The following is a 21,667-nucleotide window of genomic DNA, read 5'->3' as shown; positions in this document are numbered from 1 at the left end:
TTCGGCTATTAGGGAATAGCTGAACGCAAGCTGAACGGCAAATACAGCCGCGGATGATTCCCGACAGGCCGTGGCGAGTCAACCAAATCGCGCAGGCGAATGCCATGGCCAAGCCCCTCGGCGCTGGCCGCGCAGGGCCCGGCGACGCTATACTCTGCGGCTTTCCCACCGTCTTTCGCAGGCCGCCGACCATGACCGAGTCCGTCTCCGCCTACATGACCCGTCTTGGCCAGGCTGCCCGTGCCGCGTCGCGGGTCCTTGCTCGTACGTCCACTGGCCAGAAGAACCTGGCGTTGAGCGCCATTGCGGATGCCTTGGGCGAAGATCGCGAGGCGTTGGTCGCAGCCAATGCCGAGGATGTCGTCGCGGCCACAGCAGCGGGACTCGAGCCGGCCTTGCTGGACCGGCTGACGCTGACGCCGGCACGGATCGACGCGATGATCAACGGTCTCAAACAGGTTGCCGCCTTGCCCGATCCCGTGGGCGCCGTTCGCGACCTGAGCGCTCGGCCTTCCGGTATCCAGATTGGCAAGATGCGCGTGCCGCTGGGGGTCATCGGCATCATCTATGAATCTCGTCCCAACGTGACGATCGATGCGGCCAGTCTCTGCCTGAAGTCGGGCAACGCGACTATCCTGCGCGGCGGCTCGGAAGCCATTCGCTCCAATCGCGCCATCGCGGCCTGCATTCAGAAGGGCCTGGCGAAGGTCGGATTGCCCGCTGCCGCGGTCCAGGTGGTGGAGACCACCGACCGGGCTGCCGTCGGCGCCCTGATCACCATGCCGGAGTTTGTCGACGTCATCGTGCCGCGGGGTGGCAAGAATCTGATCGAGCGCATCAGCAACGATGCCCGCGTCCCGGTGATCAAGCACCTCGACGGTATCTGCCACGTCTATGTCGACGAGGCTGCTGACCTTGCCAAGGCCGAGTCCATCGCCTTCAACGCCAAGTGCTACCGCTATGGCATCTGCGGTGCCATGGAAACGTTGCTGGTCGACGCCAAGGTGGCTGAAACCTTCCTGCCGGCCATGGCGCGCCGCTTCGAAGAGAAGGGCGTGGAACTGCGGGGCTGCGAGCGTACGCGTGACCTGATCCAGGCCCTGCCCGCCACCGAGGCTGACTGGTCCACCGAATACCTGGCACCCATTCTGTCGATCCGCATCGTCGAGGGTCTGGACCAGGCAATCGAGCATATCAACCACTACGGCTCCCATCACACCGATGCGATCGTGACGGAAAATCTCGGCCGTTCGCGGCGCTTCCTCGCCGAAGTCGACTCCAGTTCGGTCATGGTCAATGCGCCGACCTGCTTCGCCGACGGCTTCGAATACGGCCTGGGCGCCGAGATCGGCATCTCCACTGACAAGCTGCACGCCCGCGGACCGGTGGGCTTGGAAGGGCTGACCAGCGAGAAATACGTGGTCTTCGGCGACGGTCACGTCCGCAGCTGATGAGCAGCCTGCCCACCCGCATCGGCTTGTTCGGCGGTACCTTCGATCCCGTGCACATCGGCCACCTGCGCGCGGCGCTGGAGGTGGCCGAAGCCCTGGCGCTGGACGAGCTACGGCTGATTCCCAGCGCCCGACCGCCCCATCGCGAGGCGCCCAGCGTCTCCGCCGAGGATCGCCTGGCGATGGTGCGCCTGGCGGTGGCCGACGTCGCGACCCTGGTGGTCGATGACCGGGAACTGCGCCGGACGCGCCACTCCTATACCATAGAGACCCTGGAAAGCCTGCGCGCCGAACTCGGCGATGAGGTGCAGCTGTTGCTCATGCTGGGCTGGGACGCCTTCTGCGGCCTGCCAGGCTGGCACCGCTGGCGCGAATTGCTGGAGCTGTGCCACATCCTGGTCCTGCAACGACCCGACGCCGACAGCGAGCCCTGCCAGGAATTGCGTGATTTCCTGGCAGCGCGCAGTCAGCCCGATCCCCAGGCCCTGAAGGGGCCGGGCGGGCAGATCACCTTTATCTGGCAGAACCCGCTCGCGGTGTCTGCCACCCAGATCCGCGGCCTCCTGGCCACCGGGAAGTCCATCCGCTTCCTGGTGCCCGATGCCGTGCTTGACTACATCCGGACGCACGGCCTCTATCCGGCGTCCTCCGAACCGAGGTAAGAGCTACACCATGCAAAGCGAACAACTCGTCCAGGTGGCCATCGCCGCCCTGGAAGACATGAAGGCCCAGGACATCATCTCCCTGGACGTGCGGGAAAAGACCAGCGTGACCGACATCATGGTCATCGCCAGCGGCACCTCCAGCCGCCACGTCAAGTCGCTGGCCGACAACGTGCTGGAAAAGGTCAAGCAGCAGGGCGTGCGTCCGCTGGGCAGCGAAGGTCTTGAAGGCGGCGAATGGGCGCTGCTGGACCTGGGCGACGTGGTCGTCCACGTGATGCTGCCGACCACCCGTGAGTTCTATGACCTCGAGCGCCTCTGGCGCGGTGCCGAGCAGAGCCGCGCCGCCCAAGGCGAATAAGTCCGGTGCGCCTGCGTCTCATCGCCGTCGGCTCGCGCATGCCGCGCTGGGTCGAGGAGGGCTGGCACGAGTACGTCAAGCGTCTACCGCCGGAACTGCCGCTGGAACTCGTCGAGATCCCACTGCAGACCCGCGGCAAGAACGCCGACGTCGCCCGGCTGATCCGCCAGGAGGGTGAGGCCATGCTGGCTAAGGTGCAGCCGGGCGAGCGCGTGGTGACCCTGGAGGTCACCGGCAAGCCCTGGAGCACCGAGCAACTGGCTGAAACACTCCAGCAGTGGCGCCTGGAGGCCCGGACCGTCAACCTCATGGTCGGCGGCCCCGAGGGCCTCGCGCCCGAGGTGCAGGCCCGCAGTGAACAGCGCTGGTCGCTCTCGCCGTTGACCCTGCCGCATCCGCTGGTGCGCATCCTCGTCGGTGAGCAGCTCTATCGCGCCTGGACCGTATTGGCCGGCCATCCGTATCACAAGTAGTCCGTACCTGCGATGTCGCAACCCATACGCCTCAAGGACCACGAGAAAGACGCCCAGCTCGTCCGCGCCCGCGTGACGATCGGGGCGGTGATCTTTCTCGCGCTCGCCTGCGTACTGGTGGCGCGCATGTACTACCTGCAGGTCATCCAGCACGACTACCATTCGACCCTGTCGGAAAACAACCGGGTCCATGTCCAGCCGATCCCGCCCACCCGGGGCCTGATCTACGACCGCAACGGCATCATCGTCGCCGACAACCGTCCCAGCTTCAGCCTGACCATCACCCGCGAGCGGGCCGACAACTGGCGACAGACTCTCGATACGCTGGTGCAGGTCCTGGGCCTGACCGAGGAAGACCGCGAGCTGTTCGAGAAGCGCATGAAACAGGGCCGGCGTCCCTTCGAGCCGGTGCCGGTACTGTTCGAGCTGACCGAGGAGCAGATCGCCAAGATCGCCGTCAACCAGTTCCGCCTGCCCGGGGTCGAGGTGACGGCGCAACTGGTGCGTCACTATCCCATGGGCGAACACTTCGCCCATTCGGTGGGTTATGTCGGGCGGATCAACGAACAGGAGCTCAAGCGCCTGGATCCGGTCAACTACAGCGGTACCCACCACATCGGCAAGACCGGCGTGGAGCGCTTCTACGAGCCCGAGCTGCACGGTGAGGTAGGCTACGAAGAGGTGGAGACCAACGCCCGCGGCCGGGTGCTGCGGGTGCTCAATCGCACCGACCCCAAGCCGGGCAAGGACATCGTCCTGACCATCGATTCGCGCCTGCAGGCCGCCGCCGAAGCCGCCCTGGGTGGGCGCCGTGGCGCCATCGTCGCCATCCAGCCCAGGACTGGCGAGGTATTGGCCATGGTCAGCCAACCTAGCTACGACCCCAATCCCTTCGTCACCGGGATCAGCTTCAAGGAATACTCCGAGCTACGCGACTCCATCGATCGCCCGCTCTACAACCGGGTGCTGCGTGGCCTCTATCCGCCGGGGTCGACCATCAAGCCGGCGGTGGCCATCGCCGGTCTCGACAGCGGCGCCACCACGCCCCAGGCGCGGGTCTTCGATCCGGGCTACTACGAGTTGCCCAACTACGATCACAAGTACCGCAACTGGAACCATGGTGGCGACGGCTACGTGGATCTGGACATGGCGCTGATGAGATCCAACGACACCTACTTCTATGATCTCGCCCACAAGATCGGCATCGATCGGCTTTCCGAGTACATGGGCAAGTTCGGCCTCGGGCAAAAGGTCGCCTTGGACATGTTCGAAGAGGCACCGGGCCTGATGCCCTCGCGCCAGTGGAAGCGTGCCACCCGCCGCCAGGCCTGGTTCCCCGGCGAGACGCTGATCCTCGGTATCGGCCAGGGCTACATGCAGACCACGCCGCTGCAGCTGGCCCAGGTCACCACCCTGATCGCCAACCATGGCAAATGGATCCGCCCGCACCTGGCCAAGAGCCTCGATGGCCAGCCGCCGGTGGACAGCAATCCCATGCCCGACATCGAGCTCAAGGATCCCAGCTATTGGGATCGCGCCATCCACGGCATGGAAATGGTGGTGCAGAATCCCCGCGGCACCGCGCACAAGATCAACGTCGGTGCCCAGTACCGCATCGCCGGCAAGAGCGGTACGGCCCAGGTGGTCGCCATTCGCCAGAACGAAAAGTACAACTCGGCGGCGCTTAAGGAGCGGCATCGCGACCACGCCCTGTTCGTCGCCTTCGCCCCGGCCGACAATCCGCAGATCGCCGTGGCGGTGATGGTCGAGAACGGCGAGTCGGGCAGCGGCGTGGCCGCCCCGGTGGTGCGTCAGGTGCTCGACGCCTGGCTGCTCGATGACCAGGGCCATCTCAAGGCCGAGTACGCCAAGCCGACTACCGCCGGGGCCACCGCCGCCGCGACCAAGGTGCAGCCATGAGTCTCGCTCCCAACTTCGATCGCACCATTCCCGAAGGGGACGTGATGAAGCGGCGGGCTACCCTGCTGCAGCGCCTGCACATCGACGGCCCTCTGCTGATCCTGCTGCTGATGCTGGGCGCGACCGGCCTGTTCGTCCTCTATTCCGCCGGTGGGCGCAATCTCGACCTGCTGTTCAAGCAGGCCACCTCCTTTGGTCTCGGCCTGGTGGCCATGGCCGTCGTCGCCCAGCTCGAACCGCGCTTCATGGCGCGCTGGGTACCCCTGGGCTATGTGGTCGGCGTGGCCTTGCTGGTGGTGGTGGACGTCATGGGCCACAACGCCATGGGCGCGACCCGCTGGATCAACATTCCCGGGGTCATCCGCTTCCAGCCGTCGGAATTCATGAAGCTCTTGATGCCCATGATGATGGCCTGGTACCTGTCCAAGCGCAGTCTGCCGCCGAACTTCAAGCACAGCCTGATCAGCCTGTCGCTGGTGGTGGTGCCCTTCGTGCTGATCCTCGATCAGCCCGACCTCGGTACCGCCATGCTGGTGCTGGCCTCGGGTGGCTTCGTGCTGTTCGTCGGCGGCCTGCAGTGGCGCTGGCTGATCGGCGCGGTGAGCGCTGCGGTGCCCTTGGCGGTGGCCATGTGGTTCTTCGTGCTGCACGACTACCAGAAACGCCGCGTGCTGACCTTCCTCGATCCGGAAATGGATCCGCTGGGCGCCGGCTGGAACATCATCCAGTCCAAGGCCGCCATCGGCTCGGGCGGGGTGTTCGGCAAGGGCTGGCTGCTGGGTACCCAGTCTCATCTGGATTTTTTGCCGGAAAGTCACACGGACTTTATCATTGCCGTCCTCGGCGAAGAGTTCGGCATGGTCGGTGTCTGCCTGCTGCTGGTGCTCTATCTGCTGCTCATCGGTCGCGGCCTGACCATCACCGTGCAGGCCCAGACGTTGTTCGGCAAATTGCTCGCCGGCGGCGTGACCATGACCTTCTTCGTCTATGTCTTCGTCAACATCGGCATGGTCAGCGGCCTCCTGCCCGTGGTGGGTGTCCCGCTGCCATTCATCAGTTATGGCGGCACCTCGGTGGTCACCTTGCTCACCGGGTTCGGAGTTTTGATGTCGATCCACACGCACCGCAAGTGGATCGCCCAGGTTTAACACGCAACAAAGAAGGGTTAGATGCCGACAATGGGATGGATGCGTCGCTGCTTGCAGAGCCTCGGGCTCGCCACGGCGATGGGCGTGACGACCGGTGTCGTCGCGGGTGACTACGACACGGCACCGCTGACGCGCGACTTCATCGCCGAGATGAGTCAGAGCTATGGCTTCGCCCCGGAACAGTTGCAGGCGCTGTTCGGTGAGGTCGAGCGCAAGCAGGCCATCCTCGACGCCATCTCGCGACCGGCCGAGCGGGTCAAGCCCTGGAGCGAATACCGCCCCATCTTCATCACCGATCGGCGCATCGCCCAGGGCGTCGACTTCTGGAAGACCCACGAAGAGGCGCTGGCCCGCGCCGAGCGCGAATACGACGTGCCGGCCCAGTTCATCGTCGCCATCATCGGCGTGGAAACCTTCTACGGTCGCAATACCGGCAACTACCGGGTTCTGGATGCGCTCTCGACCCTGGCCTTCGACTATCCGCCGCGCGCGCCCTTCTTCCGCAGCCAGCTGCGTGAATTCCTGCTGCTCGCCCGCGAGCAGCAGGTCGATCCACTCAGCCTGACCGGTTCCTATGCCGGGGCCATGGGCCTGCCGCAATTCATGCCGGGCAGCTTCCGCGCCTATGCGGTGGACTTCGATGGCGACGGCCACATCAACATCTGGTCCGATCCCACCGACGCCATCGGCAGCGTGGCCAACTACTTCAAGCGCCACGGCTGGTCCGGCCGCGGGCCGACCGCCATTCGCGCCCAGGTCAGCGGCGAGCGGGTGGAGGAGGGCGTGGTGGCCGGGATCGAGCCGGTCAAGAGCGTCGCCGAGCTGCGTGCCCTGGGCTGGAACGCTCAAGACCCTGCCCTGCGTGACGATTTGCGTGTAACCTCGTTCCGCCTCGACGGAGACAAGGGACCGGAGTACTGGATGGGCCTGCCCAATTTCTACGCCATTACCCGATACAACCGCAGCGTCATGTACGCCATGGCGGTGACCGATCTGGCGAACGCCATCGCCGAGCGCCATGCCGCCGAGGGCGTCAAGCCGTGATGCGTCTGACTGCCCTGGCGCGCCTGGCCGGCTGCCTGGGTCTCGGCCTGTTGCTGGTGAGCTGTTCCAGCCAGGCGCCCAAGCCGACCAGCAAGGGTGTGGCCGGGCCGGGTGGCTACCTGCGTCCGCACCGTGACGGTGCGCCCTGGTGGGACGTGGACGTCAGCCGCATTCCCGACGCCGTGCCCATGCCCTACAACGGGCCGCTGAAGAACAATCCCTACACCGTGCTGGGCAAGACCTATTTCCCGCTGACCGACTCGCGCAACTACCGCGTGACCGGCACCGCCTCCTGGTACGGCACCAAGTTCCACGGCCAGGCCACCGCCAACGGCGAGACCTACGACCTCTACGGCATGACCGCGGCGCACAAGACCCTGCCGCTGCCCAGCTACGTGCGGGTCACCAATCTGGACAACGGCCGCAGCGTCATCCTGCGCGTCAACGACCGCGGACCTTTCTATTCCGACCGGGTCATCGACCTGTCCTTCGCCGCCGCCAAGAAGCTCGGCTATGCCGAGATCGGTACCGCCCGGGTCAGCGTCGAGGGCATCGATCCGCAGCAGTATTGGGCCCAGCGCGGTCAGGCGGTGCCCATGGTGCTGGCCCAGCCGCGCCAGGCGCCGGTGGCCCAGAAGACCACCGAGACCCAGACCTTCGGTGCCATCGAGACCTATACGCCACCGGTCAACCAGCACGCCGAGCCGGTGACGCCCGCGGCCGTCGACGCAAAAAAAAACGTTTCTGCCCCAGCCGCTGGGCTCTATCTGCAGGTGGCGGCCTTCGCCAATCCGGACGCTGCGGAATTGCTCAAGGACAAGCTCAGCGACCTGACCGGTGCCCCGGTGTTCATCAGTTCGACGGTGCGCAACCAGCAGACCTTGCATCGGGTCCGCCTCGGACCGGTCCAGCCGGCTGAGGTCCCCCAGCTCCAGAACAGCGTACGCGTGGCCCGCTTGGGTCAGGCGTCTCTCGTGCAACCGGATTGAAGCAGGGATGCTTCATGACGCCCAGTCGCCGGCCCCGGCCGTCGTGATCCCCTCGCGGGGATCGACGTGGACCGTGCGGTCTGGGTCCGCTGCTCCTGCCATACCCCAACCTTTCAGAGATTCGGATGACAATCGCAAAACTCGCTCGACGCCTGCTCCTCCTAGTAACGATCGCCTGTGTCCCGGCCGTCTGGGCGGCCGAGACCATGGTCCCGGCGGCGCCCCAGCTGGCCGCCAAGGCCTGGATTCTCATGGACGCCAACAGCGGCGCCGTGCTCACCGAATCCAACTCCGACCAGCGCCTGCCGCCGGCCAGCCTGACCAAGCTGATGACCGCCTACATCGCCACCCTGGAAATCAACCGGGGTCGCATCAAGGAATCGGACATGGTCACCGTCAGCGAGCACGCCTGGCGTACCGGCGGTTCACGGATGTTCATCAAGGTCGGCACCCAGGTGTCGGTCGGTGACCTGCTGCACGGCATCATCATCCAGTCCGGCAACGACGCCAGCGTCGCCCTGGCCGAGCACATCGCCGGCAGCGAAGACGCCTTCGCCGACATGATGAACACCACCGCGCAGAAGCTGGGCATGCAGAACACCCACTTCATGGACGCCACCGGCCTGCCGGATCCGAACCACTATTCCTCGGCCCATGACATGGCCATCCTGGCGCGCGCCATCATCAACGCCGATGCCCAGCACTACGCCATCTACTCCCAGAAGGAATTCTTCTGGAACAACATCAAGCAGCCCAATCGCAACCTGCTGCTGTGGCGCGACAAGACCGTCGACGGCCTGAAGACCGGCCACACCGACGAAGCCGGCTACTGCCTGGTGGCCTCGGCCGTTCGCGATGGCATGCGCCTGGTCGCCGTGGTGTTCGGCACCAACAGCGAACAGGCCCGTGCCGCCGAGACCCAGAAGCTGCTGACCTACGGCTTCCGCTTCTTCGAGACCCAGTCCTTCTACAAGAAGGGCACCGAACTGGCCAAGGCGCCGGTGTGGAAGGGCGACGCTCGTGAGGTCCAGGCCGGTCTGGCCAACGACCTGACCATGACCCTGCCGCGTGGCCAGGCCAAGAAGCTGCATGCCGAGATGGTGCTCAATCCGCAGCTGACCGCTCCCATCGCCCAGGGCCAGGTGATCGGCAAGGTCGAGGTGAAGCTGGATGACAAGGTGGTGCACACCGCCGACCTGGTCGCCTTGCAGCCGGTCGAGGAGGGTGGCCTCTTCCGTCGCCTGTGGGATAGCATTCGCCTGTTCTTCTACGGATTGTTCAACTGATCCGTTGTCCTGGAAAGGCCCGCGCTCGCGGGCCTTTCACCCCCTGCCGACCGCGATCGGCCTGGAAGTCCGCATGACCGAAGACGTACAACCCCCCAAGATCGAATTTCCCTGCCCGCGCTATCCCATCAAGGTGATCGGCGATGCCGGTGCCGATTTCGCCGAGCTGGTGCTCGACATCGTCCAGCGCCACGCGCCGGACCTGGATCGCGGCACCCTGGTGAGCCGTGACAGCCGCAATGGCCGCTTCCTCTCGGTGCAGGTGCTCATCACCGCCACCGGCGTGGACCAGCTGCAGGCCATCCACCAGGACCTGCGCGCCACCGGCCGCGTGCACATGGTGATCTGATGAACGCTCCCGCCCCGGCCAGCCTGGGCGTGCGCCGCTGGGGCCTGCGGCCCTACGCGGCGACCCTGGACGCCATGCGTCGCTTCACCGACGAGCGCGGCCCGGCCACCCCCGACGAACTCTGGCTGCTGCAGCACCCTGCGGTCTTCACCCAGGGGCAGGCCGGCAAGCCCGAGCACCTGCTCGCCGTGGGCGACATTCCGGTGGTGCAGGTCGATCGCGGCGGCCAGGTCACGTACCATGGACCCGGTCAGCTCATCGCCTATGTGCTGCTGGATGTTCGCCGCAAGGGTCTGGGCGTGAGAGAATTGGTCAGCGCCATGGAAGACAGCCTGATCGCGCTGCTCGCCGATTGGGATGTGCAGGCCGAGGCCCGGGCCGATGCGCCGGGTGTCTATGTGGATGGCGCCAAGATCGCCTCCCTGGGGCTGCGCATCCGCAATGGGCGTTCCTTCCATGGACTGGCGCTCAACGTTGACATGGATCTGGCGCCCTTCCGCCGGATCAACCCCTGCGGTTATGCCGGCCTGGCCATGACCCAGCTCCGCGATCTGGTGACCGGGCCACTAGCTTTCGACGAGGTCCGCGAGTCTCTGGTGCGTCACCTGAGTCTGCGCCTGGGCTACCCCGAACCGATCACCCTGGAATCGGATTGACATGACCACTACAGTACAAGACAGCGTCCAGACCCTTACCCCGCCCGCCCGCCCCAACAAGGTGGAAGCCGGCGTCAAGTTGCGCGGCGCCGAAAAGGTCGCGCGCATCCCGGTAAAGATCATTCCTACCGAGGAGCTGCCGCGCAAGCCGGACTGGATCCGCGTACGCATCCCGGTCACCCCCGAAGTCGAGCGCATCAAGCAGCTGCTGCGCAAGCACAAGCTGCACAGTGTCTGCGAAGAGGCCTCTTGCCCGAACCTGGGCGAGTGCTTCTCCGGTGGCACGGCCACCTTCATGATCATGGGTGACATCTGCACCCGGCGCTGCCCCTTCTGCGACGTCGGCCACGGCCGGCCGAAGCCGCTGGACGTGGACGAGCCGAAGAACCTGGCGGTGGCCATCGCCGACCTGGGCCTCAAGTACGTGGTGATCACCTCGGTGGACCGCGACGACCTGCGCGACGGCGGTGCCCAGCACTTCGTCGACTGCCTACGCGAGATCCGCAAGCTGACCCCCGGCATTCAGCTGGAGACCCTGGTGCCCGACTACCGCGGCCGCATGGACGTTGCCCTGGCGATCACCGAGCAGGAGCCGCCGGATGTCTTCAACCACAACCTGGAGACCGTCCCGCGCCTGTACAAGGCCGCGCGCCCGGGTTCGGACTTCGAGTGGTCGCTGGACCTGCTGCAGAACTTCAAGAAGCGCGTGCCCCACGTGCCGACCAAGTCCGGCCTGATGCTGGGCCTGGGCGAGACCGACGAGGAAGTCATCGAGGTCATGCAGCGCATGCGCGAGCACGAGATCGACATGCTGACCCTCGGCCAGTACCTGCAGCCCTCGCGCAACCACCTGCCGGTGCAGCGCTTCGTCCACCCGGATACCTTCGCCTGGTATGCCGAGGAAGGCGCCAAGATGGGCTTCAAGAACGTCGCGTCCGGTCCGCTGGTGCGCTCGTCCTACCACGCCGACCAGCAGGCGCACGGCGCCAAGAAGATCAGCTGATCCTCGCGTCGTAATAGAGAAGGGCAGCCACTGGCTGCCCTTTTTCATGCTGGCTGCGCAGCCAATCCCTCACCGACCCGCTTTTAGCGTCCTCTCCCTGAGGGAGAGGGTTGGGGTGAGGGCGCGCGCCATCAGCCGCGCAGCACGCCGTCCACCAGCGCCTTGGCTTCTTCCTGGATGCGGCCCAGGTGGGCTTCGCCCTCGAAGCTTTCCGCGTAGATCTTGTAGACGTCTTCGGTGCCCGAGGGGCGGGCGGCGAACCAGCCGTTCTCGGTGACCACCTTGAGGCCGCCGATGGCGGCGCCGTTGCCGGGAGCCTCGGTGAGGATCGCGGTGATTGGCTGGCCGGCCAGCTCCTTGGCCGTCACCTGGGCCGCGGACAGCTTGCCGAGGCGGGCCTTCTGCTCACGGTCGGCGGCGGCGTCGATGCGCTGGTAGACCGGCGCGCCGAAGCGCTCGGTCAGGGCCTGGTAGCGCTCGCCCGGGTCCTTGCCAGTCACGGCGGTGATTTCCGCCGCCAGCAGGCCGAGGATGAGGCCGTCCTTGTCGGTGGACCAGGCGCCGCCAGCCTTGCGCAGGAAGGACGCGCCGGCGGATTCCTCGCCACCAAAGCCCAGGCTGCCGTCCAGCAGGCCGTCGACGAACCACTTGAAGCCTACCGGCACTTCCACCACCTGGCGGCCGATGCCCTGGGCTACCCGGTCGATCATCGAGGAAGACACCAGGGTCTTGCCGATGCCGGCCTGCTGGCTCCACTGGGGTCTATGGGTGAACAGGTACTCGATGGCCACCGCCAGGTAATGGTTGGGGTTGAGCAGGCCCACCGAGCGGGCGACGATGCCGTGGCGGTCATGGTCGGTGTCGCAGGCGAAGGAGACGTCGAATCTGTCCTTGTTCTCGATCAGGCCGGCCATGGCGTGGGGCGAGCTGCAGTCCATGCGGATCTTGCCGTCCCAGTCCAGGCGCATGAAGCGGAAGGTCTGATCGACACGGGTCGACAGCACTTCCAGCGGCAGGCCATAGCGCTCGGCGATGCGCGGCCAGTAGTGCACCCCGGCGCCGCCGAGGGGGTCGACGCCAAAGGTCAGGCCGGAGCCACGGATGGCGTCCAGGTCGATGACCTGGCCCAGCCCGCCGACATAGCGGTCGAGGAAGTCGAATCTCTGGGTGGTGGCGGCCTTGAGCGCCTGGCGGTAATCCATGCGCTGGACACCCTCCAGACCGTTCGCCAGCAGGGCATTGGCACGGTCCTGAATCCATTTGGTGACGTTGGTGTCGGCCGGGCCGCCATTGGTGGGGTTGTACTTGAAACCGCCATCGGCCGGCGGGTTGTGCGACGGGGTGATGACGATGCCATCGGCCAGGCCCGAGCTGCGGCCGGCGTTGTATTCGAGGATGGCGTTGGACAGCGCCGGGGTGGGGGTGTAACCCGGTTCGCCGTTGGTCTCGGCGCAGCCAGCGTCGATACGGACGTCCACGCCGTTGGCGGCCAGGACTTCCAGGGCGGAGATGAAGGCCGGCTCGGACAGCGCATGGGTGTCCATGCCCATGAACAGCGGACCGTCGACGCCCTGAGCCTGGCGGTATTCGCAGATGGCCTGGGTGATGGCGAGGATGTGCCACTCGTTGAAGCTGCCCTTGAGCGAGGAACCGCGGTGCCCGGAGGTGCCGAAGGCCACCTGCTGACCCGGATCGCTGGGGTCGGGGCGATCGCTGTAGTAGCGTGCCACCAGGCGCGGCAGATGGGTCAGGGTGTTCTCGTCGGGGAGGCGTCCTGCATTGGGAGCGAGCGTCATGAAAGCGTCCTGTATACGTCGGAAAAGGGCAACGGTCGGGCACGGGGGCCGGGTCTGAAGGCTAACCGCTGTGCGGCGACCGTTCAGCTACGCCCATAGACCGTGACGCCCGCCGAAGGTGCAGCCTACACCGGCTGGGCCAGGCTGCACTGTGATGACGGGCTCAGCCAAGATAGCCCAGGCGCAGCAGATAATGCAGGACGGCGTAGGCACCCAACAGCAGCAACCCCCCAAAGAACAGCCGGCGGAACAACTGCTCGTCGAGTCCCTGACGCACGCGCTGGCCCACCCACATGCCCAGGAGGGCCGGCAGCAGCAGCAGGCTGGAGGCGCCCAGGCGTTCTATGGCCAGCGCGTCCTGCCACCAGAGGCCGATCAGCAGCGCCAGGGAGGCCACGGTGAAGGTCAGGCCCAAGGCCTCGATCAGCCGTTCCTTGTCCAGGGCCAGGCTTTGCAGGTAGGGCACCGCCGGCAGCACGAAGACCCCGGTCATGCCGGTGATCAGACCGGTGACGAAGCCCACCAGGGGCGCGATCTTGCCCTCGTGGCGGCCCGGCACGGGCAGCCGCCAGCCGGTCCAGCCGATCAGGCCATAGGCGACCAGCACCGCACCGAGCGCGGCGGCGAGTCCGGCGCTATCGCTCCCGGTCAGCAGCGGGATGCTGAGCAGGGTGCCCGGCACCAGTGCCAGTTGCAGCGGCAACAGGCGTTTGACGCTCTGCCAGGGCGCGGGGCCGGCGCAGAATTGCCATATATTGGTGAGCAGGGACGGAATCAACAGCAGGGCAGCGGCTTCGGCCGGGGTCATCAGCAGCGCCAGCAGACTCATGGCGACGGTGGGCAGGCCCAGGCCGAGCACACCCTTGGTCAGTCCCGCCAGCACGAAGATCAGGGTACAGAGCAGCAGGGTCATGGTCGTCTCCTCGGGTGGAGGCGTTACCATGGGCTCCAGGACCCTGGGTGAGAAGCCGGGATTGGCGAAGGCTGCCTAAGGTCCATACAGAGGCTTTGAGGCGATGCGCTACGACCTGCTCGATCTGCGGCTGTTCCTCCATGTCGTGGAAGCGCGCAGCATCACCCTGGGCGCCGAGCGGAGCCACCTGGCGTTGCCCTCGGCCAGTGCCCGCATCAAGGCCCTGGAAGACAGCCTGGGCACGCCGCTCCTGGTTCGTCATGCGCGTGGCGTGCGTCCCACACCGGCCGGCCTGACCCTGGAGCGCCATGCCCGGGCGATCCTGCTGCGGTTGGACGAGATGGCCCAGGATCTTGCCGGCGCGGTGGCCAACAGCCGCACGCGGGTGCGTTTGTTGGCGAATGGCGCCGCGCTGATGGAGCACCTCGATGAGCCCCTGGCGGTTTTCCTCCAGGCGCAGCCCAGGGTGGATGTGGAGGTCGAGGAATTGCCGAGTTCGCGCATCGTACCGGCGCTCCGCGAAGGCCGTGCCGACCTGGGCATCTTCGTCGCGGCGCCGGAGGTGGAGGGGCTGCACGTCCGGCCCTTCCGGGCGGATCCCCTGGTGCTGGTCGCAGCACCGGGACGCGTACCGCTGGCCACGGGTGAGGCGATCGAGTTCGCGCGGTTGCTCGAACAGCCCTTCGTCGGTCTGTCGCGTGGCAATGCCTTGCAGCTGCATGTGGAAGCCCAGGCGGCACAGTGGGGGCGGGAGCTGGCGATCCGTATCCGGGTGCCGAGTCCGGCCCAGGCCTGTGCCCTGGTCGCCCGGGGCCTGGGCGTGGCCATCCTGCCCGCGGCGAGTCTGGTCCAGGCGGAAAAGCGATGGGTACTGGCCAGCCATCCGCTGAGCGATGCCTGGGCGCGTCGGGAGCTGGTGGTGGGCTGTCGGGATTTCGCCGAACTGTCGCCAGCGGCAACGGCCCTGCTGGCGGTGCTGGTGGGAGAGGCGCGCTACGCCTGACGCTCGACGACCCGCCCCTGCCTGAGGTACGGGTCGTCGAAGGCCTCAGCCGCGCAGTTTTTCCAGCAGCTGGTGATTGGGATAGCCGTCGGCGGGCCAGCCCTGGGATTGCTGGTAGGCGCGGATGGCCTTGCGGGTGTTGGCGCCGATGATGCCGTCGGCACTGCCCGGGTCCAGCCCCAGGGCGGCCAGGCGCTGCTGCAGTTCAACCCGCTCGCTGCGGCTCAACGGCAGGTCATCGGTGGGCCAGCTGCCGGCGATCTGGCCGGCGTCGCGATAGCGCTCCGAGAGCAGCGCCACGCCCAGAGCATAGGAGCTGGAGTTGTTGTACCTGAGGATGGTGCGGAAGTTGTTGAACACCAGAAAGGCCGGACCGCGATGGCCGGCGGGCAGCAGCAGCGAGGCGCTGTCGCTGGGCTGGGCGGCCGGTTGCGGCAGGCCGAGGCCCTGGATGCCCAGGGCATTCCACTCGGCCAGGCTCTTGCGCACGCCCATGTCGGCCAGGCTGTAGTCGAAGTTGGCCGGGACCCGGACCTCGTAGCCCCAGGGCTTGCCGTCCTGCCAGCCGGAGGCCTTGAGATAGTTGGCGGTGGAGGCCAGGGCATCGGCAGTGGAGCCCCAGATGTCGCGGCGACCGTCGCCGTCGAAGTCCACTGCGTACTGGTCGTAGGTGGTGGGAATGAACTGGGTCTGGCCCATGGCGCCGGCCCAGGAGCCGATCATGCGGTCGGCGGTGACGTCGCCGTGCTGCAGGATGCCGAGGGCGGCGATGAGCTGGTCCTGGGCGAAGTCCGGGCGGCGACCTTCATAGGCGAGGGTAGCCAGAGAGCGGATGACGCCCTTGTTGCCCATGTTGTTGCCGTAGTTGCTTTCCATGCCCCAGAAGGCCACCAAGCGCGCAGGCTCGATGCCGTAGCGGGCTTCCAGGGAGGCCAGCAGCCCGGCCTGCTGGATCAGCAGGCTCTTGCCGTTGCGCACCCGCAGGGGCGAGACGGCGGATTCCAGGTACTCCCAGACCGGCTTGGTGAATTCCGGCTGGCTGCGATCGGCGGCGATGACCGCCGGATCGGGTTGCACGCCGGCAAAGGCCTGGTCGAAGGTAGCGGCCGAGATGCCCCGGCCCAGGGCCAGGGTACGAAAGCGACTGCGCCATTGCTCGAAGCTCTCATCCGGTTGCGGCAGGGCCTCGGCCGCCGAGGCGGGGGCATTGGCCGCGGGTGCGGGTTTGGACGAGGCGGGTGAAGAGGGCGCCGCGGTGGGCGTCGTCTGGGTCTGGGCGCAGGCGGCCAGGGCGGCGGTCAGCAGGGTGACCAGGGTTCCGGCGAGGAGGCCGCCGGTCTTGAATCCGCGGGTTTTCCCGAATTGCATCTGTCTCCACCGGACGTCTAGGCAGGAAGGCTCACCTTAGCACGGCCCGGGTCCTGACGTCTGTCAGGCGTCTGAGCGCGGCTTTCAGGCGGCCAGAAAGACCGAAGCCTTCTCGTCTTGCAACGAGAAGGCTTCGCGGCGGTAGCTGCCTTTGCCCTTGGCGGGCTTTTCCTGGCGGGCGCGATAACGGGGATCGCTGACGAGGACCTTGGCCTTGTTGGGGCCGCGGCTGTATTTCTTGGCCATGAGTGCGTGCTCCGAGGGGTGGGGACTCCCCCTTGATGGGGGCACGCCAGTCTATTGCAAGGGCCGGCCATTACAAGCGCCGGCCAGCGCTAGGACCTGGGCAGGGCCAGTCGCTTGCCGGCGAGCGTCAGGGCGAGGCTGGCCAGCGTCAGCCAGACCTCGCCGGGCGCCTGGCCCTTGATCTGTTCGTCGGCGACCTGGGCCTCGCGCAGCAGGGCTTCCAGGCGGCGGGCACCCTGGCGCTGCAGGGCGCGGCTGACCAGGGGGCGCCGCTTGTCCCACACCGGCGGCTTGACCTGGGTGAAGGCGCGCTCCAGGGGCGTACCGCTTTCCTGCAGATGGGCCAGGTTGGCCAGCAGCCGCAGTTCCCGGGCCAGGGCCCAGAGCACCACGGCCGCCTCCACGCCTTCGCCACGCAGGCCTTCGAGAATGCGCAGGGCGTGCTCCGCATCGCCGGCCAGGGCGGCATCCAGCAGGCCGAAGACGTCGTAGCGGGCACTGTCGGCCACCGAGGCGCGCACGGTCTCGGCATCCACCTGGGAGCCTTCGATGAGCAGGCGGAGCTTTTCGATCTCCTGGGCGGCGGCCAGCAGATTGCCTTCCACCCGCTCGGCGATCAGTTCGACCGCTTCGGGCGTGGCGGCCAACCCCAGGCGCGACAGGCGCTGGTTGATCCACTGCGGCAACTGCGCCAGTTCCACCGGCCAGATCTGCACGAATTGCGCCTGCGGGTGCTCCAGCAGGGCCTTGGCCCACTTGGTCTTCTGGGCGGCGGCGTCGAGGCGCGGCAGGCTGATCAGCAGCAGGGTGTCCTCGGCCGGGCGGGCGAGGTAGTCGAGCAAGGCAGCGGAGCCCTTGTCGCCGGGCTTGCCGGTGGGCAGACGCAATTCGAGGATGCGTTTCTGGGCGAACAGCGAGAGGCTGGCGCCGGCCTCATAGAGACGACCCCAATCGAAGCCGGCATCGACGTCGAAGACCTCGCGCTCGTCGAAGCCCTGGGCGCGGGCCGCGCCGCGAATGGCGTCGCTGGCTTCCTGGCAGAGCAGGGGCTCATCGCCGCTGACGGCATAGACGGCGGCCAGCGAGCCCTGGAGCTGCTTGCCCAGCTGATTGGCGTTGAGTTTCATACTGAACCGGAAGGGCAAACCGGAGCCTTGCGGCTCCGGCTGCGGCGCTTAGCGCGCGGGGGTGGGGATGTCGATCGGCGACTGCTGCGGCGGGGCGGACTCGCGGGCGCGGCGGTCGGCTTCGGCCTTGGCGGCGGCGCGGGCATCGGCGTCGCGCTGCAGCTTGTCCAGGCGCTCCGGCGTCAGGGCCTGCAGGCGGGCGGCCAGCTGCTGCACCAGTTCGCGACGCATTTCGCGACGCAGCTGGTCCTTCTGCTGTTCGGAACCGACGATGTTGTTCTGGTCGGTCACGTAGTAGCGCTGGGTTTCCAGATAGTCACTGACCAGCACCGCCTGGTTCTTGCCGATGATGGTGTAGGGCTGACGGGTGGTCAGCTCGACCTCGGCACTGCGGGCGCCGCTGGTGTAGCTGGCGGTGCGCTCGCTCTGGGCTTCGCCACCCAGATCCAGGGTGTAGGGCGCGCCCGAGGTGATCCGCACATGGGCGTCCTCGAGCATGTCGCGTACGTCCTTGACGGTCTGGCCATAGGCGTCGCGCGCCGTCAGGTTCAGCTCGTTCACGGTCAGGCGAGTTTCGCCGGTGCCACGCAGCTGGAAGCCGCAGGCGGTCAGCAGGGTCGCCAGGCCGACTACCGCAAGGCCGGGGAGAATCCGTTTCTTCATCTGTTGTCTGCTCCGTTCGCGTGTCTTAGTTGGCGACGATGTTGACCAGTTTACCCGGGACCACGACGACCTTGCGGATGGTCAGGCCCTCGGTGAAGCGTGCCACGTTCTCGTTGGCGCGGGCGGCGGCCTCAATGGCCTCGCGGCTGGCATCGGCCGGTACTTCGATCTGGCCGCGCAGCTTGCCGTTCACCTGGATGACGATCTGCAGACTGTCCTGCACCAGGGCGCTTTCGTCCACCTGCGGCCAGCGGGCGTCGATGACCGCATCGCTGTGGCCCAGCTGCTGCCAGAGACCGTGGGCGATGTGCGGGGTGATGGGGGCCAGCAGCAGGGTGACGGCCTCCAGGCCTTCCTGCAGCAGACGGCGATCGGTGTCGCTGTCCTGGGCGGCCTTTTCCAGCACGTTCATCAGGGTCATGACCGCGGCGATGGCGGTGTTGAACTTGTGATGCTGACCGATATCCTGGCTGGCCTGGCGGATGGCCAGGTGGATGGCGCGACGCACCTCCTTCTGGGCCGGCGACAGCTCGCCAAGGGCGCCGGCGCTGGGCAGGCCCTGGGTGACGTGGGCCTGGGCCAGACGCCAGACCCGACGCAGGAAGCGGCTCGCGCCCTCGACGCCGGAATCGGACCATTCCAGACTCATGTCCGGCGGCGAGGCGAACATCATGAACAGCCGGCAGGTATCGGCACCGTACTGGTCGATCATCGCCTGGGGATCGACGCCGTTGTTCTTCGACTTGGACATCTTCTCGACGCCGCCGATTTCCACCGGCTGGCCGTCGCTCTTCAGGCGCGCGCCGATCACCTTGGCCTTGGCATCGCGCTCCACCTCGACATCGGCCGGGTTGAACCAGTCCTTGCTGCCGTTGGGCAGGGTGCGGTAGTAGGTCTCGGCCACCACCATGCCCTGGGTCAGCAGATTCTCGAAGGGCTCGTCGGAATCGATCAGGCCCTGGTCGCGCATCAGCTTGTGGAAGAAGCGCGAATAGAGCAGGTGCAGGATGGCGTGCTCGATGCCGCCGATGTACTGGTCGACGGGCAGCCAGTAGTTGGCTTCTTCCTTGTCCAGCATGCCGCCGGTGAAGTTCGGCGAGGCATAGCGGGCGAAATACCAGGAGCTTTCGACGAAGGTATCCATGGTGTCGGTTTCACGCCGGGCCGGCTGGCCGTTGCGCGGATCGGCGGTCTCATAGAACTCGGGCATGCGCGCCAGGGGCGAGCCGGCGCCGTCCGGCACCACGTCTTCGGGCAGCACCACCGGCAGCAGGTCGGCCGGCACCGGGATGTCGATGCCATCTTCGCCGTGGATGATCGGGATCGGGCAGCCCCAGTAGCGCTGGCGGCTGATGCCCCAGTCGCGCAGGCGGAACTGGGTGCGCGGCTGACCCAGGCCCTTGGCCTGCAGATCGGCGCCGATGGCGTCGAAGGCGGCGTCGTAGCTCAGGTTGTCGTAGGCGCCGGAATTGATCAGGAAGCCTTCCTTGCTGCCGTACCAGTCCTTCCACTGCACCGGGTCGAACTGGTAGCGCTCGTATTCCGCGGGGCTGTAGTCGTCCGGATTGGCCAGCACGCGGGTGGCCTCGGCGGTATCCACCACCTGGACGATGGGCAACTGGTACTTGTTGGCGAATTCGAAGTCACGCTCGTCGTGACCGGGCACGGCCATGACCGCGCCGTCGCCATAGTGCATCAGCACATAGTTGGCGACCCACACCGGCAGGCGGGCGTTGGTCAGCGGATGGCGGACGAACAGGCCGGTGTCCAGGCCCTTCTTCTCCTGGGTGGCGATGTCGGCTTCGGCGACGCCGCCGCGCTTGCACTCGTCGATGAACGCCTGCAGCTCGGCATTGCCCTGGGCGGCCTGGGTGGCCAGCGGGTGTTCCGCGGCCACGGCGACATAGGTGGCGCCGAGCAGGGTGTCGGGGCGGGTGGTGAAGACCTTCAGGGTGCCTTCGGCGCCGATGCTGTCCTGGTCATAGGGGAATTGCACCTCCATGCCGCGGGACTTGCCGATCCAGTTGCGCTGCATGGTCTTGACCTGCTCGGGCCAGCCGGGCAGACCGTCGAGGGAGGTCAGCAACTCTTCCGCATAGTCGGTGATGCGGAAGTAGTACATGGGGATCTCGCGCTTCTCGATCAGCGCACCGCTGCGCCAGCCGCGGCCGTCGATGACCTGCTCGTTGGCCAGTACGGTCTGGTCCACCGGGTCCCAGTTCACCGTGCCGTTCTTGCGGTAGATGATGCCCTTCTCGAACAGCTGGGTGAACAGCCACTGCTCCCAGCGATAGTAGTCGGGCTTGCAGGTGGTGACCTCGCGGGACCAGTCGATCGCCAGGCCCAGGCTCTGCAGCTGGGACTTCATGTAGGCGATGTTCTCGTAGGTCCACTTGGCCGGGGCCACGCCGTTCTTCATGGCCGCGTTTTCGGCGGGCATGCCGAAGGCGTCCCAGCCCATGGGCTGCAGGACGTTCTTGCCCAGCATCCGCTGGTAGCGGGCGATGACGTCGCCGATGGTGTAGTTGCGCACGTGCCCCATGTGCAGCTTGCCGCTGGGGTAGGGGAACATCGACAGGCAGTAGAACTTCTCCTGGCCCGGACGCATGGTGGCCTTGAAGGACAGATTCTGGTCCCAGAAGGACTGGGCGGCGGCTTCTATTTCGCGGGGCTGATAGTGTTCGTGCATGGGCGTGTCGAGGGCTGCAGAGGCGTTTGATCGAGCCGCCAAGCATACATGACCCCCCGAGCGCGGGGAAATGTCCCGGGCTGTCGCTTGTTTCGCACTCCGGGGGAGGCAGGGTTGGAAGGGCCGTACTAGGCTGATCAAACGTCCGTTCAATTACTCGGGAGGATGATCGCCATCATGGGAAAGTTTCGACGCGAGTCCGACAAGCTGCCCGTAGACGTGCGCCTGCAACGGCGCCTGGCGCTGGCGCTGGATGAGGCGGCTACCCAGGAGCGTCTCTATGACAGCGCCGATGGGGAGGTCGAAGTGCAGGGCCTGAGTCCGGCCGAGTACGCCCTGATCAGGCGCTGGCTGGAACGTCACGAGGCGACGGAAGCGGCCATGGCCTGCTGCCTGGGCTGCGGGCGGGTACAGCCGGCGGGATCCTTTTGCAGTCATTGCCAGGGGCGGCAGGTCCTGGTCGAGAGTCCTTCTGCCCGGGTCCGCGCTCCCCTACACTGAGCGCCGCCGCGGCCCGGAG

At 66.6% G+C, this 21,667-nt stretch carries 21 protein-coding genes; 14 read left to right on the top strand and 7 right to left on the bottom strand.

The features are described 5' to 3' along the window. Nucleotides 1–191: 191 nt before the first annotated feature. The 12 genes from BMZ43_RS05170 to lipA all read left to right on the top strand — a co-directional run bounded on the left by BMZ43_RS05170 (nt 192) and on the right by lipA (nt 11,342). Complete coding sequence (locus BMZ43_RS05170) at nt 192–1,451, top strand: glutamate-5-semialdehyde dehydrogenase (protein WP_026084015.1); 1,260 nt, start codon at nt 192–194, stop codon at nt 1,449–1,451. Then, a complete protein-coding gene (gene nadD, locus BMZ43_RS05165) occupies nt 1,451–2,113 on the top strand; it encodes a nicotinate-nucleotide adenylyltransferase (RefSeq protein WP_017642517.1) in 663 nt (220 codons plus the stop codon). The genes BMZ43_RS05170 and nadD overlap by 1 nt, the downstream gene beginning before the upstream one ends. A gap of 10 nt (nt 2,114–2,123) precedes the next feature. Then, complete coding sequence (gene rsfS, locus BMZ43_RS05160) at nt 2,124–2,474, top strand: ribosome silencing factor (RefSeq protein ID WP_017642516.1); 351 nt, start codon at nt 2,124–2,126, stop codon at nt 2,472–2,474. 5 nt (nt 2,475–2,479) lie between these two features. Next, nucleotides 2,480–2,947: a 23S rRNA (pseudouridine(1915)-N(3))-methyltransferase RlmH gene (rlmH, locus tag BMZ43_RS05155; protein ID WP_007159668.1), complete on the top strand. Its 468-nt coding sequence runs from the start codon at nt 2,480–2,482 to the stop codon at nt 2,945–2,947. A 12-nt stretch (nt 2,948–2,959) separates the two neighbouring features. Continuing rightward, nucleotides 2,960–4,867: a penicillin-binding protein 2 gene (gene mrdA / locus BMZ43_RS05150; protein ID WP_093250581.1), complete on the top strand. Its 1,908-nt coding sequence runs from the start codon at nt 2,960–2,962 to the stop codon at nt 4,865–4,867. Nucleotides 4,868–4,911: 44 nt separating this feature from the next. Continuing rightward, the gene (gene rodA, locus BMZ43_RS05145; protein WP_093251005.1) at nt 4,912–6,015 is read left to right on the top strand and encodes a rod shape-determining protein RodA; all 1,104 of its coding nucleotides are present in this window, start codon (nt 4,912–4,914) and stop codon (nt 6,013–6,015) included. A gap of 39 nt (nt 6,016–6,054) precedes the next feature. Continuing rightward, nucleotides 6,055–7,059 (top strand): lytic murein transglycosylase B, encoded by a 1,005-nt coding sequence (gene mltB, locus BMZ43_RS05140; protein WP_093250577.1) that lies wholly within the window; start codon nt 6,055–6,057, stop codon nt 7,057–7,059. Beyond that, nucleotides 7,059–8,048, top strand: a complete 990-nt coding sequence (locus BMZ43_RS05135; RefSeq protein ID WP_064307939.1) for a septal ring lytic transglycosylase RlpA family protein — start codon at nt 7,059–7,061, stop codon at nt 8,046–8,048. Before mltB ends, BMZ43_RS05135 begins: the two co-directional genes overlap by 1 nt. Nucleotides 8,049–8,173: 125 nt before the next feature. Further along, nucleotides 8,174–9,334 carry a D-alanyl-D-alanine carboxypeptidase family protein gene (locus BMZ43_RS05130; RefSeq protein WP_026084012.1) on the top strand — a complete coding sequence of 387 codons (1,161 nt, stop codon included), beginning with the start codon at nt 8,174–8,176 and terminating at the stop codon, nt 9,332–9,334. Nucleotides 9,335–9,407: 73 nt separating this feature from the next. Then, the gene (locus tag BMZ43_RS05125; protein WP_017642511.1) at nt 9,408–9,683 is read left to right on the top strand and encodes a DUF493 domain-containing protein; all 276 of its coding nucleotides are present in this window, start codon (nt 9,408–9,410) and stop codon (nt 9,681–9,683) included. Further along, complete coding sequence (gene lipB / locus BMZ43_RS05120; RefSeq protein WP_093250574.1) at nt 9,683–10,339, top strand: lipoyl(octanoyl) transferase LipB; 657 nt, start codon at nt 9,683–9,685, stop codon at nt 10,337–10,339. The genes BMZ43_RS05125 and lipB overlap by 1 nt, the downstream gene beginning before the upstream one ends. A 1-nt stretch (nt 10,340) precedes the next feature. After that, nucleotides 10,341–11,342, top strand: a complete 1,002-nt coding sequence (lipA, locus tag BMZ43_RS05115; RefSeq protein ID WP_093250571.1) for a lipoyl synthase — start codon at nt 10,341–10,343, stop codon at nt 11,340–11,342. Nucleotides 11,343–11,473: 131 nt separating this feature from the next. Here the strand turns inward: lipA and pgm are convergent, their stop codons facing one another. Together pgm and BMZ43_RS05105 are read right to left on the bottom strand one after the other, a co-directional pair. Continuing rightward, nucleotides 11,474–13,138 (bottom strand): phosphoglucomutase (alpha-D-glucose-1,6-bisphosphate-dependent), encoded by a 1,665-nt coding sequence (gene pgm, locus BMZ43_RS05110; protein WP_093250567.1) that lies wholly within the window; start codon nt 13,136–13,138, stop codon nt 11,474–11,476. Between the two features lie 163 nt (nt 13,139–13,301). Further along, nucleotides 13,302–14,051, bottom strand: coding sequence for a sulfite exporter TauE/SafE family protein (locus tag BMZ43_RS05105; protein ID WP_093250562.1), 750 nt, complete (start codon nt 14,049–14,051; stop codon nt 13,302–13,304). Nucleotides 14,052–14,154: 103 nt separating this feature from the next. Between BMZ43_RS05105 and BMZ43_RS05100 the strand changes: the two genes are divergently transcribed. Beyond that, complete coding sequence (locus tag BMZ43_RS05100) at nt 14,155–15,054, top strand: LysR family transcriptional regulator (RefSeq protein ID WP_093250559.1); 900 nt, start codon at nt 14,155–14,157, stop codon at nt 15,052–15,054. A 45-nt stretch (nt 15,055–15,099) separates the two neighbouring features. Here BMZ43_RS05100 and BMZ43_RS05095 read toward each other — a convergent pair whose 3' ends face one another. The 5 genes from BMZ43_RS05095 to leuS form a co-directional block, all read right to left on the bottom strand. Next, a complete protein-coding gene (locus BMZ43_RS05095) occupies nt 15,100–16,422 on the bottom strand; it encodes a lytic murein transglycosylase (protein ID WP_093250555.1) in 1,323 nt (440 codons plus the stop codon). An 84-nt stretch (nt 16,423–16,506) separates the two neighbouring features. After that, nucleotides 16,507–16,668: an alternative ribosome rescue factor ArfA gene (gene arfA / locus BMZ43_RS05090; RefSeq protein WP_007159657.1), complete on the bottom strand. Its 162-nt coding sequence runs from the start codon at nt 16,666–16,668 to the stop codon at nt 16,507–16,509. Between the two features lie 89 nt (nt 16,669–16,757). Further along, entirely contained in the window at nt 16,758–17,795 is a 1,038-nt protein-coding gene (gene holA, locus BMZ43_RS05085) for a DNA polymerase III subunit delta (RefSeq protein ID WP_017642504.1), read from the bottom strand. Nucleotides 17,796–17,843: 48 nt separating this feature from the next. Then, the gene (lptE, locus tag BMZ43_RS05080; RefSeq protein WP_017642503.1) at nt 17,844–18,458 is read right to left on the bottom strand and encodes an LPS-assembly lipoprotein LptE; all 615 of its coding nucleotides are present in this window, start codon (nt 18,456–18,458) and stop codon (nt 17,844–17,846) included. A 25-nt stretch (nt 18,459–18,483) separates the two neighbouring features. Then, entirely contained in the window at nt 18,484–21,147 is a 2,664-nt protein-coding gene (gene leuS / locus BMZ43_RS05075) for a leucine--tRNA ligase (RefSeq protein ID WP_093250552.1), read from the bottom strand. A gap of 177 nt (nt 21,148–21,324) precedes the next feature. On the opposite strand from leuS, the gene BMZ43_RS05070 reads away from it, so the two are divergent. After that, complete coding sequence (locus BMZ43_RS05070; protein WP_256562870.1) at nt 21,325–21,648, top strand: hypothetical protein; 324 nt, start codon at nt 21,325–21,327, stop codon at nt 21,646–21,648. The last annotated feature ends 19 nt before the right edge of the window (nt 21,649–21,667 follow it).

Origin of the sequence: Pseudomonas sp. Snoq117.2 (assembly GCF_900110545.1) — a bacterium.
GTDB classification, from domain to species: Bacteria; Pseudomonadota; Gammaproteobacteria; order Pseudomonadales; family Pseudomonadaceae; genus Chryseomonas; species Chryseomonas benzopyrenica.
Note: the sequence above shows the minus strand (reverse complement) of the source record. Positions and strands in the feature narration are given on the sequence as shown.

Excerpts from the sequence above, each read along its gene's own strand:
- holA (WP_017642504.1), bottom strand. The coding sequence starts at position 17,795 with ATGAAACTCAACGCCAATCAGCTGGGCAAGCAGCTCCAGGGCTCGCTG.
- pgm (WP_093250567.1), bottom strand. The coding sequence starts at position 13,138 with ATGACGCTCGCTCCCAATGCAGGACGCCTCCCCGACGAGAACACCCTG.
- arfA (WP_007159657.1), bottom strand. The coding sequence starts at position 16,668 with ATGGCCAAGAAATACAGCCGCGGCCCCAACAAGGCCAAGGTCCTCGTC.
- BMZ43_RS05070 (WP_256562870.1), top strand. The coding sequence starts at position 21,325 with ATGGGAAAGTTTCGACGCGAGTCCGACAAGCTGCCCGTAGACGTGCGC.
- lptE (WP_017642503.1), bottom strand. The coding sequence starts at position 18,458 with ATGAAGAAACGGATTCTCCCCGGCCTTGCGGTAGTCGGCCTGGCGACC.
- rodA (WP_093251005.1), top strand. The coding sequence starts at position 4,912 with ATGAAGCGGCGGGCTACCCTGCTGCAGCGCCTGCACATCGACGGCCCT.
- BMZ43_RS05125 (WP_017642511.1), top strand. The coding sequence starts at position 9,408 with ATGACCGAAGACGTACAACCCCCCAAGATCGAATTTCCCTGCCCGCGC.
- BMZ43_RS05135 (WP_064307939.1), top strand. The coding sequence starts at position 7,059 with ATGCGTCTGACTGCCCTGGCGCGCCTGGCCGGCTGCCTGGGTCTCGGC.
- BMZ43_RS05095 (WP_093250555.1), bottom strand. The coding sequence starts at position 16,422 with ATGCAATTCGGGAAAACCCGCGGATTCAAGACCGGCGGCCTCCTCGCC.
- mltB (WP_093250577.1), top strand. The coding sequence starts at position 6,055 with ATGCGTCGCTGCTTGCAGAGCCTCGGGCTCGCCACGGCGATGGGCGTG.
- nadD (WP_017642517.1), top strand. The coding sequence starts at position 1,451 with ATGAGCAGCCTGCCCACCCGCATCGGCTTGTTCGGCGGTACCTTCGAT.
- lipB (WP_093250574.1), top strand. The coding sequence starts at position 9,683 with ATGAACGCTCCCGCCCCGGCCAGCCTGGGCGTGCGCCGCTGGGGCCTG.
- BMZ43_RS05105 (WP_093250562.1), bottom strand. The coding sequence starts at position 14,051 with ATGACCCTGCTGCTCTGTACCCTGATCTTCGTGCTGGCGGGACTGACC.
- leuS (WP_093250552.1), bottom strand. The coding sequence starts at position 21,147 with ATGCACGAACACTATCAGCCCCGCGAAATAGAAGCCGCCGCCCAGTCC.
- BMZ43_RS05170 (WP_026084015.1), top strand. The coding sequence starts at position 192 with ATGACCGAGTCCGTCTCCGCCTACATGACCCGTCTTGGCCAGGCTGCC.
- rsfS (WP_017642516.1), top strand. The coding sequence starts at position 2,124 with ATGCAAAGCGAACAACTCGTCCAGGTGGCCATCGCCGCCCTGGAAGAC.
- BMZ43_RS05130 (WP_026084012.1), top strand. The coding sequence starts at position 8,174 with ATGACAATCGCAAAACTCGCTCGACGCCTGCTCCTCCTAGTAACGATC.
- mrdA (WP_093250581.1), top strand. The coding sequence starts at position 2,960 with ATGTCGCAACCCATACGCCTCAAGGACCACGAGAAAGACGCCCAGCTC.
- lipA (WP_093250571.1), top strand. The coding sequence starts at position 10,341 with ATGACCACTACAGTACAAGACAGCGTCCAGACCCTTACCCCGCCCGCC.
- BMZ43_RS05100 (WP_093250559.1), top strand. The coding sequence starts at position 14,155 with ATGCGCTACGACCTGCTCGATCTGCGGCTGTTCCTCCATGTCGTGGAA.